Annotated in this window: 8 protein-coding genes; all 8 read right to left on the bottom strand. The window is 65.6% G+C overall.

Annotation, left to right across the window (positions count from 1 at the left end; all coding sequences use genetic code 11):
- Positions 1-2: 2 nt before the first annotated feature.
- The gene (gene mltG / locus ACFULT_RS15360; RefSeq protein ID WP_378481830.1) at positions 3-1,328 is read right to left on the bottom strand and encodes an endolytic transglycosylase MltG; all 1,326 of its coding nucleotides are present in this window, start codon (positions 1,326-1,328) and stop codon (positions 3-5) included.
- Positions 1,325-1,897: a Holliday junction resolvase RuvX gene (ruvX, locus tag ACFULT_RS15355; protein WP_094721693.1), complete on the bottom strand. Its 573-nt coding sequence runs from the start codon at positions 1,895-1,897 to the stop codon at positions 1,325-1,327. The genes mltG and ruvX overlap by 4 nt, the downstream gene beginning before the upstream one ends.
- A 2-nt stretch (positions 1,898-1,899) precedes the next feature.
- Entirely contained in the window at positions 1,900-4,569 is a 2,670-nt protein-coding gene (gene alaS, locus ACFULT_RS15350; protein WP_378481829.1) for an alanine--tRNA ligase, read from the bottom strand.
- Between the two features lie 55 nt (positions 4,570-4,624).
- Positions 4,625-6,031, bottom strand: a complete 1,407-nt coding sequence (locus tag ACFULT_RS15345; RefSeq protein WP_037113134.1) for a replication-associated recombination protein A — start codon at positions 6,029-6,031, stop codon at positions 4,625-4,627.
- A 7-nt stretch (positions 6,032-6,038) separates the two neighbouring features.
- On the bottom strand, positions 6,039-7,229 hold the full coding sequence (locus ACFULT_RS15340) for a kinase (protein WP_094721695.1): 1,191 nt from the start codon (positions 7,227-7,229) through the stop codon (positions 6,039-6,041).
- 80 nt (positions 7,230-7,309) lie between these two features.
- Entirely contained in the window at positions 7,310-8,218 is a 909-nt protein-coding gene (locus tag ACFULT_RS15335; RefSeq protein ID WP_037113131.1) for a transglutaminase family protein, read from the bottom strand.
- The gene (locus tag ACFULT_RS15330; RefSeq protein WP_378481828.1) at positions 8,215-10,950 is read right to left on the bottom strand and encodes a circularly permuted type 2 ATP-grasp protein; all 2,736 of its coding nucleotides are present in this window, start codon (positions 10,948-10,950) and stop codon (positions 8,215-8,217) included. Before ACFULT_RS15330 ends, ACFULT_RS15335 begins: the two co-directional genes overlap by 4 nt.
- Before the next feature lie 48 nt (positions 10,951-10,998).
- A complete protein-coding gene (locus ACFULT_RS15325) occupies positions 10,999-14,397 on the bottom strand; it encodes a DUF2126 domain-containing protein (RefSeq protein WP_378481827.1) in 3,399 nt (1,132 codons plus the stop codon).
- Positions 14,398-14,512 lie beyond the last annotated feature (115 nt).

Raw genomic sequence — 14,512 nt, 5'->3', positions numbered from 1 at the left:
GGTCAGCGACCGCTCTCGAGGAACCCGTCCTCGACCAGTCCGATGTTCGCGAGGTGCTCGTCGTAGCTGCGTGTGAACAGGGTGTCACCTGCAGCGTTGATGGTGACGAAGTACAGCCAGTCACCGTCGGCGGGCGCTTCGACCGCCTCGACTGCCGCGACACTCGGCGCGGCGATCGGAGTCGCCGGAAGCCCTTCCATGGCGTAGGTGTTCCACGGAGTGACGGTCGCTCGGTCGAGATCGGTCGTCGCGACCTCGGTGGTGTCGAGCGCGTAGTTCACCGTCGAGTCGAACTCCAACTTCTGGGGCTCGGCCAGTCGGTTGATGATCACACGTGCAACCTTGCTGAAGTCCGCAGGCAGCGACTCACGTTCGACGAGGGATGCGGCGACCAGCGTCTGGTAAGGGTCGAGGCCGGAATTGGTTCCGGCGGTCAGGATTCCGGTGCTCTCGTACGTCGTGGCGCTCTCGGACACGAGTTGATTCAGGATCTCGCCCGGCGTGGCGGTGGGATCGATGTCCCAGCTGCCTGCCGCGATCAAGCCTTCGAGCTGACGGTCACGATCGGGCACCCCGCGTACCTGATCGGTCGCCCACGCCGGGACCCCGAGCGCAGTCGGGTCGTCGACGCCACCCGCGGCGTTGAAGTCCTCGTAGGAGATGCACGTCGGGGTTCCGCTTCCCGTCGCGTCGACGCAGCTGGCCTCGGACAACAGCGTGTAGATGCCCTTCTTGACCGCGTCGGTGTTGACGTCACGTGAATCGTGCAGCTGACGTCCCTCGGAGATCACCAGACTTCCGACGCGCGACGCCGGGTCCACCAGAGTGGCGACGGCTTCGGATGCCGGCACGTTGCTGGGTAGCAGGTAGTAGCCCGGCTGCACCGATGCCATTGCGGAGTTCTGGACTGCGGCGCCCATGAACGCGCCCTCGCTGGCGACGACGCCCTTGGCGACGGCCTCGCCGCCGATCTGCTGCGCCGTGTCACCGGGGTGGACCCGGACGACGACGGAGTCACCTCGGGAGCCGGCCGGGTAGTCCTCCGCGACGACGGCGCCGCCGGAGAACTTGTCGTACACGAAGTAACCTCCGCCTGCGAGCACGAGAATCAGAATGAGGCCGAGTGTGGCCCCGACGATGCGACCACGCTTGCGCCGACTACCGGCTTTGCGTGCGTGCCTGGTAAGCGCCCTGCTCCGGCCGACCTCCCGCGGCACGCCCCTGGGGGCAGCGCCCTCGTGTACGGCGCGGTGGAACTCGCTGCCCTCCCCTGTCGGGTAGCCGATCGGGTCGGTGTGGGCCTCGTCCTCGTGCTGCCTGTAGTTCACTCGCCGACCTCCGGGATGCGACTCTGCTCTTCCGACGGGGTGGAAATTGGGTGTTCTTGCCGAGCGAGATGCGCCGAACGTTCGTCCAACCATCCCTGGAGGATCGCGACAGCCGCAGCCTGATCGATCACTCCGCGTTGAGCTTTCGCTCGAACGCCGCTCTCGCGCAGCGCACGCGACGCGGTCACCGTAGTGAGGCGTTCGTCGGCCATGCGGATCGGAACGTCCGGTATGTGCCGTGCGAGCACGCGAGCGAAACCCTGAGCCGCCTTCACGGCCGAGCCGCTCTCGCCGCGCAAGGTCCGCGGCAACCCGACGACGATCTCGACGACGTCGTACTCGCGGGCGAGCTCGACGACACGAGCGACATCGGACGCGTCGGCGCCCTTGGCCTTGGATCTGGCGACGGTCTCCACCGGTGTGGCCAGTACGCACCCCGGGTCGCTCGACGCGACCCCGATACGAACACTGCCGACGTCGATGCCGAGCCGTCTGCCGGGTCCCGGGTCGTCGAACCCTGGCCGATCCGGCGTCCGACCAGTGCCGGATCGGGCTGTGGATTCACTCACGATCAGGCGTCGACTGCTTCGGCGATGCGGGCACGGACGGCCACCAGAGCCTGGGCGATGCCGTCCGGATCGGATCCGGAGCCCTGCGCGGAATCGGCTTTTCCGCCACCGCGTCCACCGATCGCCGGACCGAAGCTGCCGACGAGCTCTCCGGCCTTCACGCCTGCGTCCTGAGCGGCCTTGTTGGTGACGACGACGAACGGGACCTTGCCGTCCACGGAGCCGAACAGTACGACGACAGCCGGATCGCTGCCCAGCCTGCCGCGTACGTCGGTTGCGAGGGTCCGCAGGTCGTTTCCGCCCACACCGTCCGGTGCACGGGAGATGACCGCTCGAACGCTGCCGATCCGCTCCGCGCCGACGGCCAGATCTCCGGCCGAGGACAGAACCGCAGCGGCTTTGACTGCCTCGAGCTCCTTCTCCGCGACGCGGAGCTTCTCCACCAGCGTCTCGATCCGGGCCGGCACTTCCTCGCTCGGAACCTTCAGCGATGACGCGACCCCCGCGAGAAGTGCACGTTCCTTGGCCAAATACCGGTACGAGTCGAGTCCGACGAATGCCTCCACGCGGCGCACACCCGACCCGACCGATGACTCACCCAGCAAGGTGACGGGCCCGATCTGCGAGGAATGCTCGACGTGCGTGCCGCCGCACAGCTCCATCGAGAACGGCCCGCCGATCTCGACGACACGCACCTCGTCGCCGTAGTTCTCACCGAACAGTGCCATTGCCCCCATGGCCTTTGCGCTCGCGAGATCCGTCACCGACGTGTTGACCTGGAAGTCGGCGCCGATCGCATCGTTCGCGACGGCTTCGATGTCGCTTCGCTGCGATTCCGTCAGTGCACCCTGCCACGAGAAGTCGAACCGCAGATATCCTGGCTTGTTGAGCGACCCGGCTTGAGTTGCATTGGGGCCCAGAATCTGTCGGAGCGCGGCATGCACCATGTGCGTACCCGAGTGGCCCTGCGTCGCGCCCTTGCGCCACGCCGGATCGACGGACACGCGCACCACATCGCCTTCGGTGATCTGCCCTGTCTCGACCGTCACCTTGTGCGTCCACACCTTCTTGGCGATCTTCTGCACATCGTCGACCTTCACGGACAGTCCAGGCGCCGTGATGGAGCCGATGTCCGCGATCTGACCACCGGACTCCGCATACAGCGGGCTCCGGTCGAGGATCACCTCGACCGATTCTCCGGCAGTAGCCGTCGGGACTCGGACGCCGCCGGAGATCAAGGCCAGAACGTTCGCCTCGGAGGACAATTCGTCGAAGCCGGTGAACTCGGTCGGTCCACGATCGACGAAATCCTTGTACACCGACAGGTCGGTGTGCGCGTGCTTGCGGGCCCGAGCGTCGTCCTTGGCGCGTTGACGCTGCTCGGCCATGAGCGACCGGAACCCGTCCTCGTCGACGGTCAGCCCTGCCTCCGACGCCATCTCGAGAGTCAGGTCGATCGGGAATCCGTAGGTGTCGTGCAACGCGAACGCTTCGGCGCCGCCGATCGTCTTCCGGCCCGAGGACTTGACCGTCTCCGCGGCTGTGTCGAACAGCTTGGACCCCGACGTCAGGGTCTTCAGGAACGCCGTCTCCTCGCCGACCGAGACATTGAGGATGCGGTCGAACCCGGTGACCAGTTCGGGGTACGACTCGGCCATCGTGTCACGGACGACGGTGATCAACTGAGCCATCGTTTGATCCGGCGCACCGAGCAGGCGTGCGGACCGCACGATTCGGCGCAACAGACGCCGCAGAACGTAGCCGCGTCCGTCGTTGCCGGGGTTGACGCCGTCCGAGATCAGCAGTGCTGCCGTGCGCGCGTGGTCCGCGATGACACGGAACCGAACATCGTCGGTGTGGTCGACGCCGTACTTGCGTCCGCTGAGCTCCTCGGCCTTGGCGATGACCGGACGCACCAAATCGGTCTCGTACACGTTGTCGACACCCTGCAGCAGGAACGCGACACGCTCGACGCCCATACCGGTGTCGATGTTCTGCTTCGGCAACGGACCGAGGATCTCGAAGTCGTCCTTGCTGATTCCCTGGCCGCGCTCGTTCTGCATGAAGACGAGGTTCCAGATCTCGATGTAGCGATCCTCGTCGGCCTCGGGGCCGCCATCGACTCCGTACTCGGGCCCACGGTCGTAGTAGATCTCCGAGCACGGACCACACGGCCCGGGGATGCCCATCGACCAGTAGTTGTCCGCCATCCCGCGGCGCTGGATCCGCTCGTCCGGAATTCCGGCGAGTTCCTTCCACAGCGCAATGGCCTCGTCGTCGTCGAGGTATGCCGTCACCCAGATGCGCTCGGGATCGAACCCGTAGCCACCGTCCTCGACGCGTCCCGTCAGCAGCGACCACGCGAACTTGATGGCGTCACGCTTGAAGTAGTTGCCGAACGAGAAGTTGCCTGCCATCTGGAAGAAGGTGTTGTGGCGCGTCGTTATCCCGACGTTCTCGATATCCAGTGTGCGGACGCACTTCTGGACGCTGGTGGCCGTCGCGTACGGCGGAGTCTGCTGACCGAGGAAGTACGGAACGAACTGCACCATGCCCGCATTGACGAACAGCAGGTTGGGGTCGTCGAGCACGAGCGAGGCACTGGGCACTTCGGTGTGCCCTGCCTTCACGAAGTGGTCGAGGAAACGCCTGCGAATGTCATGGGTTTGCACTGGTACAGGTTAACCGGAGAGCCACGGCGCCCGTGCATGCGCCGCGACCTGCGCGTCATCCACCGCGCACGATCCTGCGGAGCTTGCCGACGCGTGTACCGATCTCCCGTTCGACTCCATGATCGGTGGGTTCGTAGTAGTTCACCCCGACCAGCTCGTCGGGTGGGTACTGCTGGCGAAGTACCCCACCGGGATCGTTGTGCGGGTACTTGTATCCAACCGCGTTGCCGAGCGCCTCGGCGCCCTTGTAATGGCCATCACGTAGATGCGGAGGGACAGTCCCGGACTTGCCTGCCGAGACGTCGGACATGGCTGCACCGAGCGCAGCGATCACTGCTCCCGATTTGGGCGCCGTCGCCAGATGAATGGTGGCCTGAGCCAGCGCCAGCCGCGCCTCCGGCATACCGATCAATTGCACCGCAGTCGCTGCGGCCGTCGCGGTCTGGAGCGCAGTGGGGTCCGCCATACCGACGTCCTCGCTTGCGTGAACGACGAGTCGCCTGGCGATGAACCGAGGATCCTCGCCTGCCGTGATCATCCGCGCCAGATAATGCAGTGCCGCATCGACATCGGAACCACGAATCGACTTGATGAACGCGCTGATGACATCGTAGTGCTGATCTCCGTCACGGTCGTACCTGACCGCCGCCTTGTCCACGCTGGCTTCGACCGTCGCCAGATCCAGCACCGGACCGGTAGCCGCACCCGCCGCGGCCTCCAGCGCGGTCAGTGCGCGTCGGGCATCGCCTGCAGCGAGCCGGACAAGATGTTCCATCGCGTCCTCGTCGATGGACACGGCACCGTCGAGTCCGCGTGGATCGTTCGCCGCGCGGGTCAGCAACATCTCGATGTCCGACGACGCCAGAGGCTGCAACTGCAGCACGAGCGACCTCGACAGCAACGGCGACACCACCGAGAACGAGGGATTCTCCGTTGTCGCGGCGACCAGAAGCACGATGCGGTTCTCCACTGCGGCGAGCAACGCGTCCTGCTGTGTCTTGGAGAACCGGTGCACCTCGTCGATGAACAGGACGGTCTGTTCACCCGCAGTCAGTCGACGTCGCGCGAGATCGATGACCCCACGGACCTCCTTCACGCCGGCCGACAACGCGGACAGTGCCTCGAACTTGCGTCCGGTCGCACCCGAGATGAGCGAGGCGAGCGTGGTCTTGCCCGTCCCCGGAGGTCCGTAGAGCATGACCGACGACGCGCCCGAACCGTCGACGAGCCGCCGCAGCGGAGCTCCCGGCTTGAGCAGATGACTCTGGCCGACGACCTCGTCGAGCGTGACGGGCCGCATGCGCACCGCCAAGGGCGCCTCGGGTGGCGTGTACGGACGCGTCTGAAACGACTGTTCGGGCACCGAATCCAGTTCACCCGTCGTGGTTGGCTCGTCGGTCGGCGCGTCGAACAAACCGTGTTCGTCGTTGTCGTCCAACCCGGAGCCGAAACTCGCGTTCATTCCCCGATCAGCGATCCCACTTGCTCTCCAGCGCCGTGACGACGCGGAGGGCGAACGCGGCGACATCGGTGTCGCCCGTCCGAGTTGCTTGGTCGACGAGGACGTTCCACCGCGAGATCAGCGCGTCCGAGCGAGGCACGGACAGATGATGCGCGCGTGCAGCAGCGATACGCGTGTGGTCGTTCGGGAGGAACCAGTACGTCGTCAACCAGACCCAGATGAGCTGTGCGTCCAGAATCTTCGACGCCAGAACACCGTCGTCGGCCAGATGCGGCCAGATGCCGACGACCTCTGCACGCCACGCGTCGATCATGGCCTGCGCCCGGTCTGCCGACAGCTCGAAGTGGCACAGGCAGCCGGGGAACGACGCCAGCGCGTACGTGATGTCCAGTGTGGCGTCGCGGAAGCCGCCCCACTCGTAGTCCAGGAAACGGACGCCTTCGTCGTTGACGAGGATGTTGTCCGGGCAGAGGTCGGACGGACTGAACGCACGAAACGCACCGTGTGCGAACAGACGGCCGCTGCGCTCGACACGTTCACGCACGGCGTCCGGAGTGTCGGTGATGCCGAGGTCCTCCTCGAGCATCCGGGGGACGGCGACGAGAGCGTCGGGGATCTGCGCCGAGATACCGTCGGCGCTGTTCGGCACACCGGCCCGACGCAACAGTGCCGCGAAATCGTCCTCCCGGCCCACTGTTGCAGCATGCATTCGCCCGAGCGCTTGAGCCATGGCCATGAGCGAGTTGGTGACCGACGCTGCGTCGGAGTGCTTCAACAACGCCGTGATCGGACTCGCGTCGCCGAGGTCGCTGAGAATCAGCAAGCGCGCACCCAGATCGTAGGCAAGCAGGTCCGGACCCGGCCTGCTGTCGGTGGCCAGCGCAGTAGCGAATTGGTACGACGCAGCCTCACGAAGAAAAGCGGAGTGTCCGCCGGACTCCGAATCGGACGCAGAATCGGACGCCGAGTCGACCTCGGAACCGGATTCCGCCGACGCTTCCCTGACCTGCTTGATCACCAGAGTGCGCGGTAGTTGAAACGGATTTTCCGCCACCCGAACTCGGAGAACGGTTGCTTGACCACTGCCTCCGAGATCGACTGGGTCCACCAGCCTGACAGGTGCGCCGGTGCGCCTCGTCAGCAAGTGCTGAGCGGCGGCCACCACCTCGGATACAGGGTCTGCCAATGTTGCGGTCATCGGGTACCAAGATACCCGGTACTTCCGACAGACTGTGGCGCCTGACGGCACCTACTGGAGGAACCTACGTACCGATTTCGTCACGACGCAGGGAAATCGACCGGAGCCACGTCCACGGACACCGAGATGCTGCTTTCCTCTGCCTCGGTGTAGATGACGCCGCGCAGAGGCGGGACGTCGGCGTAGTCACGGCCCCATGCCACCGTCGTGTATCGCTCGTCGACGAGTTGGTCGTTGGTCGGATCGAAAGCCAGCCACCCACTCGCGCCAGTCCACACCGCGGCCCAGGCATGGGTCGCGTCCACCCCGATCATTCGTTCCTTGCCCGGTGGGGGTTCGGTGGCGAGATAACCGGACACGTACCGAGCAGCAAGACCTTTCGCACGCAGACACGCGATCGCCAGGCGAGCGAAGTCCTGGCACACTCCCGATCGTGCCTCGAGCACGTCGGCAACCTTCGTCGACACGGTCGTCGACCCGGACTGGTAGGTGAAATCGGTGAAGATGCGGTGCGTCAGGTCGACGATCGCCTCCCTGAGCGGTCGACCTGCCGGAAAGCTCGCGTCCGCGTACGCCACGACCCCGTCGGTCACCTCCGGGGTGTCGAGGTCGAGAACGAACTCCACTGCCGAGGCACGGGCACCGGAGGCGGTGTACTCCCCCGGAGCCAGTGGTCTCGCTGTCTCCCACGCCTCCGCCGCACCCAGCCGAAGGTCTCTCGGAGACGGCTCGTCGACCTCCACGAGTGAATCGGCCGTGACGATCAACTTGTCGTGGTCGCTCGTCACATGGAAGTAGACGTCCTCGTTGCCGAACACGTCGACACCGTAGGACTGATCCGTCGGCGCCGGCTGCACCTCCACCGACTTCTCGAGGCAACGCTGGCCGTCGAACTCCCGCGGAGCGAGAAATCCCCGTCCGTAGGAGGACGTCACGCGATCCGAGTACGTGTAGGTGGTGATGTGGCGGATTCGATACTGCCTGCTCATCGGAAGTCACCGCTTCCCGTCGTCTGACGCTGCGTGCGGTTGCCGCGGACGGTCCCCCACAACGGCTGCGTGCCACCGGGAAGCACCATGTGCGTCGCCAGCACCACCCGAGAGAGCTCCTCGAGCTGGTCGTGGATGCCGTCGACCAGTTCGACGAGGTCCACGCGCCTGCCCGAAGCGTCGACGCTTTCGAGGTCGCCCGGGTCGACGCGACGCAGCCGCACTGCAATCTGTTCGACGAGTTGTTCCGCGCGTGACGTGCCCGACGCGTCGGGCAGCGCCCCGAGATCGTCCTTGACCCGATCCAATTGGTAGACCAGCGAACGTGGGTTGTGCTCGTCGAACAACAGCAATTGAGCGACTGCAGCGGGGCGCGCACGTCCCCGATTGCGACGACGATAGATCACCGACGATTCGGCTGCGCTGAGCACGGAATCGATCACCGCCTGCTCCGTCGACGGTGTCAGTGCGTGGCTCAGCGTCGCTGACAGTAGCGCAGTCAATTGCAGCCCTCGCTCGATCCGTCGGCCGCAGTCCATCAGGTACCAGCCCGCGTCACGGACCATCGACTCCGACGCCAGACCGGACAGCGACAGCAGACCACGCAGCACCGACGACTGCGACGCCGCCAGTTGCGCACCGTCGGAACCGTCGGCGTCCGACAGATCGTCGAGCGCCGTCTCGATCCGGCTCAGAACAGCCCACGTGTCGTTGGACAGCTGATCCCTGACGCCTCTCGCGGCTTGCTGGAGACGATCCACCGACTGCGCGACCGAGCCGAGTCGGTCCACGGCGAGCATCAGAGACCGAAGCTCGGTGACCGCGTCGGCGCACACGTCCTCGTCGAAGAACCCAGGGCCGGTACGAGACACCTTGGTCACGGCCTGCAGCAGGATCGGCAGGCTGTCACTGCCGTCGAGCCACGGCATCGAGCGGTAATCCTGGTGTCGTTCGCGCGCCGCGATCAACAGGCGTGTCATGTCCTCGGCGCGTTCGCTGTAGCGACCGAACCAGAAGAGATCACCGAGCACACGAGGCGAACTGACCACGTCGACGTTCTCCGTCGCCGCGTATTGCGGAAGCTCCTCCACCGAGGCGGGCGGCGTGTGGGCAGCCGAATCTGCCGTCGTCACCCGCTCGGCAGAACGCACCCACACGTCCTTCGACGCCACGGTGATCAGGGGGTCTGCCACCGGCGACGTGACGAGGACCTGACCCAGGCCGCCCGTCATCGGCGTGTACCCGGTGCGCTGGGCGACGCTGAACAGCCTCATCCCCACTTCGGCGGCCCCGATCGTGCCGCCGAAACCCGACCCTGCGGGCGCGATGGAGAACTCCGGGACTTCCTGCCCGGCCCACGCCCACGGCTGTGCGCGCAGGCGTTCGACGAATTCGGCCGCAGCGACATCGGTCAGGTCGTGGCCGACGACGGTTTCGCGAGTAGTCACCGACCGGAAGATCATCGAGCGAACGCCCGCCGTCAGGCGCGAGACTCCGTGATGCTCGCCTCCCCAGATCGACGGCGTCGACTCGAGCAGCAGGTCCTCGTCGAGCAACGCACGACTCAGCGCGGGCAGAAGGGAAGGAAGTGCCGGATTCTCGAGCACGCCACTGCCGAGAGTGTTGACTACCGTGACCGCACCGCGACGCAGAACCTCCACCAGACCCACGACACCCAACCGTGAATCGGGGCGCAGATCCAACGGGTCGGTGAATTCGGCGTCGACGCGCCGCAATACGACGTCCACCCGACGAAGTTTGCCGAGCGAGCGCATCCACAAGCATCCGTCGCGCACCACCAAATCCGCGTTCTCCACCAACGGGAATCCGAGTACAGTCGCGAGATATGCCTGGTCGAAGGCAGTCTCCGAGTGCGATCCAGGACTGAGAACCACGACGACGGGGTCCTCGGCCGCCGCCGGAGCCGCGTCGATGAGCGCAGACCGGACAGCGCGAGCGAACGTCGACAACGGGCGCGGATTCGTGTCCTGGAACAGCTCGGGCGTCGCTCGCGACATCACACGTCGATCCGCGAGCGCATACCCGATTCCCGAAGGCGCTTGGGTCCGATCGGCGATCACTCGGAACCGGCCGTCGGACGCCCTACCTACGTCGGCTGCGTGGAAGAAAAGCTGCCGTGGACCGGGAACGGTGATGCCGTGCGCCTCGCGGACGTACCCCGGGTCGCCGAACACCAATTGTGGAGGAATCACCCCGCCGGTGACTGTGCGCATGTCGCCGTAGAGATCGGTGAGAACCGCATCGAGCAGACGTGCACGCTGAATCAGACCGGCTTCGAGAACGTCCCAGTCCCCTGCGGCCAGCACAAGGGGAATCCCGTCGAGGCCCCACCTGACCGGAGTCGTGAGGGCCTCGGAACCGCCGACCGAAACTGGGTTGTACGTGATCCCGTGTTCGTCGACGAGACTGCGAACTCGATTCTGCAGAGCGCGTTCGCCTCCGCGACCGGCCCGGTCGAGACCGGCGATCAGTTCCGACCACTGCCGCCGAAGACCCGCAACGTGCGTATGTTCTTCGCCGCCGGCGTCGCTCAGCAGTTCGTCGTACCGTCCCTCCGTTCCCGGAAGCTCACGTCGACGGGTCCGATAGGCCTCGATCGCTTCCATCGAACCGAACTCGTCCGCCGAACCGGGCTGAACTGGCGTTGTCGACGAACCGGACGACGAGCCGACCGGGGCCGCGCTGCTCGGTGTCGCATCCACGGGCACCATCGAGTCGTCATTCCTTCCGTCGGGCGTCGCGGGTGGCCACGCGGGCCACTAGCCGGCGTAGACACCCGTACGCCGGAGATCGAGCATCCCAGGCGCCGTCACGTCGATCGATTGGCGCGCCTGCAACTCGAGCAATCTTGCTACGTCCACCTTGCCGGAGGTGAACCCACCCTCCTCGAAACGACCGTTGCGACGCGCCTCGGCCTCGACGGAGTTCACCGGCGGCCCGTCGTACGACCGTCCACCTGGGTGGACCACGTGGTACGTGCAGCCACCGACTGCTCGTCCCGTTTGCTTTTCCACGAGGTCGAACCGAAGTGGACTCTGTACCTCGATGGTCGGGTGCAGTGCACTCGGTGGCTGCCACGCGCGGTAGCGGACGCCGGCGACCTGAACGTCCTGCCGTTCGGTTCGCAGCATCGGCACCGGAACGCCGTTGCACGTGACCATGTATCTGCCCTCGTCCGCGCCGGCGATCTTCACCTGAAGTCGCTCGACGGACGAGTCGACGTACCGTGCGGTGCCGGACGACGTCGACTCCTCACCGAGTGTGTTCCACGGCTCGATCGCGCCGCGCAGTTCCAATTCCGCATCACCGATCACGGTGGTCCCCAGCCGCGGGAACCGGAATTCGGTGAAGGGGTCCAACCAGCTGGTGTCGAATTCGATATCGTGCTCTCGCAGGTCCTCCGCGACTCGGCCGATGTCGCTGATCACGAAGTGCGGCAACATGTATCGGCCGTGCAGGTTCGACCCGTGCCGAATCAGCGGTGCGTCGAGCGGCGTGTCCCAGAACCTCGACACCATCGACCGCACGAGCAGTGACTGCACCATCGCCATCTGGTGGTGCGGCGGCATCTCGAATCCGCGCAGTTCCAGCAGACCCAACCGCCCGCGTGTGCTGTCCGGGCTGTAGAGCTTGTCGATGCAGAACTCCGCACGATGAGTGTTCCCGGTGATATCGGTCAGGAGGTGGCGAAGCGCGCGATCCACCACCCACGGCGATGCCGTTCGGTCCGACCCCGTCAACCTTCGGATTTCGCTGAATGCGACCTCCAGTTCGTACAGCGCCTCTTCGCGGCCTTCGTCGGCGCGCGGCGCCTGCGACGTCGTTCCGATGAAGCGACCCGAGAACAGATACGACAACGACGGGTGCCGCTGCCAGTGGGTCAGGAGCGACACCAGGAGGTCCGGCCGGCGCAGAATCGGCGAATCCGACGGTGTGACGCCGCCCAGAGTGATGTGGTTTCCGCCGCCGGTCCCCCGCGTCGTGCCGTCGTTGTCGAATCCTTCCGTGCTCAGCCGTGATCGGCGTGCTTCGCGGTACAGCGTCTCCATCAGCTCGTTCTGTTCCGCCCAGGACGACGACGGCTGAACGTTCACCTCGATGACGCCGGGATCGGGGGTGACGGTCAATGTCTGCACGCGTGGGTCCGACGGAGGCCCGTAGCCCTCGATGACGACGGGAGTCTCGATCGCCGACGCGGCGTCCTCCACCCGAGCCACCAGATCGACGAAGTCCTCCAACCGGTCCACGGGAGGCATGAACACGTGCAGGACGCCCTCCCGCACTTCGGCGACGAGCGCCGTCACGCCGTTGCCGCCGACGACGCCCCGATTCGACTCGTTCGCCTGTGCGAGTCGCGCGTATCGCGCCTCGGCCGGGTCGACGGGCCGAGGCGGGCGCTGCGTCATCTGACGCGCGGGCAACGGATCCTTGCGGTCGGTCGGGTCCGACGGATTCTCCGGCGGACCACCGGTCCACGAGATGGCACTGAGCGGAAGCCGCAAGCCTGCAGGCGAGTCGCCCTCCAGAAGCACGATGCGACCACGGCGGAGAGTCCAATCGGCGCTGCGCCACCCCGTTCCGTCGGGCGTCCTGCCGATGGGCAGAACGAACGCCGCTGGTTCGTCGGTACTGGACTCGAGCTTCGCCAGCAACGCCGCACGGGCGTCCGGGGTGTCGGTGCCGGGTTCGATGTCGGCGTCGACGGGTGGATCACCGTACGGCTGCCGGACGTAGTCGAGCAGCCGCACCAACGGATCCTCGAACGCCGGTCGTGCCTGCTCGGCCGGTAACCCCAGGCCTTCCACCAGTTTTTCCACCAGAGCCCGCGACGCAGAGTTGTCGACATCGGCGGGCCGCTCGTCGGCGGGAAGCCACGGATCGGCGATGAGATCGGAATCGCTCCACAGCGATTCACCATCGGTCCGCCAATACAGACCGACCTGCCACCTCGGCAGAGGCTCACCGGGGTACCACTTGCCCTGGCTGCGTTGGACCAACCCGTCGGGTGCGTAGATGCTGCGCAGACGCTCGGCGAGTGCGCTGGCCAATATGCGTTTGTGCGGGCCGTCGGCGGTGGTGTTCCATTCGGGCGCATCCTGATTCTCGATGGCGACGAACGTCGGCTCACCTCCCACCGTCAATCGAATGTCCTGCGCACTCATTCGCGCATCGAGCGTCGATGCGGTCCGCCGGATGGCGTCCCACTGTTCTCGGGTGTACGGCAACGTCGTGCGTGGGTCCTCGTGTACCCGAACCACGGTGTTGGAGAAGTCCAGCTCTGCAGTGCACTTGCTCGTGGCGCCGGAAATGGCTGCCGCCGTGGACGGGTGGGGTGTCGCGGACAGTGGGATGTGGCCTTCGCCCGCGAACAATCCGGAGGTCGGGTCCATCCCGACCCACCCTGCACCAGGGAGGTAGACCTCTGTCCATGCGTGGAGGTCGGTGAAGTCGGCTGCAGGCCCGGACGGACCGTCGAGAGACTTCACGTCGGACGCGAGTTGCACGAGGTACCCGGAGACGAACCGCGCGGCCAATCCCATCTGGCGCAGAACGGATACCAGCAACCACGCCGAGTCTCGACACGAACCGACCGCCGTGGTCAACGTGTGGTCCGGGCTCTGCACACCCGGTTCCATCCGCACCGAGTAACCGACGTCGCCGAGGACGGCTTGATTCGCCATCACCAGAAAATCGATGGTGCGCAGTGTGTCCCCGCGTTCGCGTACCGCCGCCTCCAGCTTTTCCACCCAGGTGGACACGACCGGCCCTGGGCCACTTCCTTCTTCGTCCTCGTCGACGGGCCGCAGATACGGCTCCAGATCCGGCAGGTCGGCCTTGTCGTACCGAAAACCGAAATGCTCCGCCCAGTCCTCGACGAAGAAATCGAGCGGGTTGATGACGGCCATGTCGGCGACGAGCCCGACAGTGATCGACATGTGGTCGGTTCGTTCCGGAAAAACGACGCGTGCCAAAAAGTTTCCGAATACGTCCTGCTGCCAATTCACGAAATGTTCGGCAGGTTCGATCTTCAGCGAATACGCTTCGATGGGTGTCCGAGAATGCGGCGCAGGCCGCAGCCGGATCTCGTGCGGAAACACTTGGACGGTGCGGTCGAACGAGTAACTTGTTCGATGTTCCAGAGCGACCTTGATGCCCACGGCGAGCCCCTCACAAATCTCGAATCGGTAAGAACTACCAACCTTAGAGGTCCCCAGCTGTGCCCGCTCGGTGGAGAAACGGCCACGGAACGAAATGCGCGGTGAGCGCGTAGTG

Source organism: Rhodococcus sp. NPDC057297 (genome assembly GCF_042667435.1).
Taxonomy (GTDB): domain Bacteria; phylum Actinomycetota; class Actinomycetes; order Mycobacteriales; family Mycobacteriaceae; genus Rhodococcoides.
This window is presented reverse-complemented; position numbering and strand designations above follow the sequence as displayed.

Coding starts and splice junctions, on each gene's coding strand:
- ACFULT_RS15345 (WP_037113134.1), bottom strand. CDS start 6,031: ATGAACGCGAGTTTCGGCTCCGGGTTGGACGACAACGACGAACACGGT.
- ACFULT_RS15340 (WP_094721695.1), bottom strand. CDS start 7,229: ATGACCGCAACATTGGCAGACCCTGTATCCGAGGTGGTGGCCGCCGCT.
- ACFULT_RS15335 (WP_037113131.1), bottom strand. CDS start 8,218: ATGAGCAGGCAGTATCGAATCCGCCACATCACCACCTACACGTACTCG.
- ACFULT_RS15330 (WP_378481828.1), bottom strand. CDS start 10,950: ATGGTGCCCGTGGATGCGACACCGAGCAGCGCGGCCCCGGTCGGCTCG.